Annotated in this window: 1 protein-coding gene; it reads right to left on the reverse strand. The window is 68.2% G+C overall.

Features of this window, described 5'->3' with window-relative positions:
- Positions 1-299, reverse strand: a 299-nt coding sequence (locus KUM44_RS42875; RefSeq protein ID WP_217215180.1) for an AMP-binding protein, incomplete at both ends; no start/stop codon positions are given.

Here is a 299-nt window from a genome sequence, read left to right on the forward strand (position 1 = left end):
TGTTCGGTGACGTTGACGGTGGTTTCGGTGGGTCCGTAGGCGTTGATGACCGTGACATCGGGGTGCTTCTGCCGCCACTGCTCCAGGTCATGCCCGTGCAGGGCCTCCCCGCCCAGGATCAGCGTGCTGGTGGGCGACACGCTCTCGGGCAGCGCTGTCAGCATCGGCAGGTGGGAGGGGGTGGCTTTGAGGAAGGCGGGTTGGGGTGCGTGTTCGGTGAGGTCGGTGAGGTGGATGGTGCCGCCGGTGGTCAGGGGGGTCCACAGGGCGGTGCCGGTCAGGTCGAAGGCGAGCGGCGA

Source organism: Streptomyces sp. AC550_RSS872, from assembly GCF_019049285.1.
Classification (GTDB): domain Bacteria; phylum Actinomycetota; class Actinomycetes; order Streptomycetales; family Streptomycetaceae; genus Streptomyces.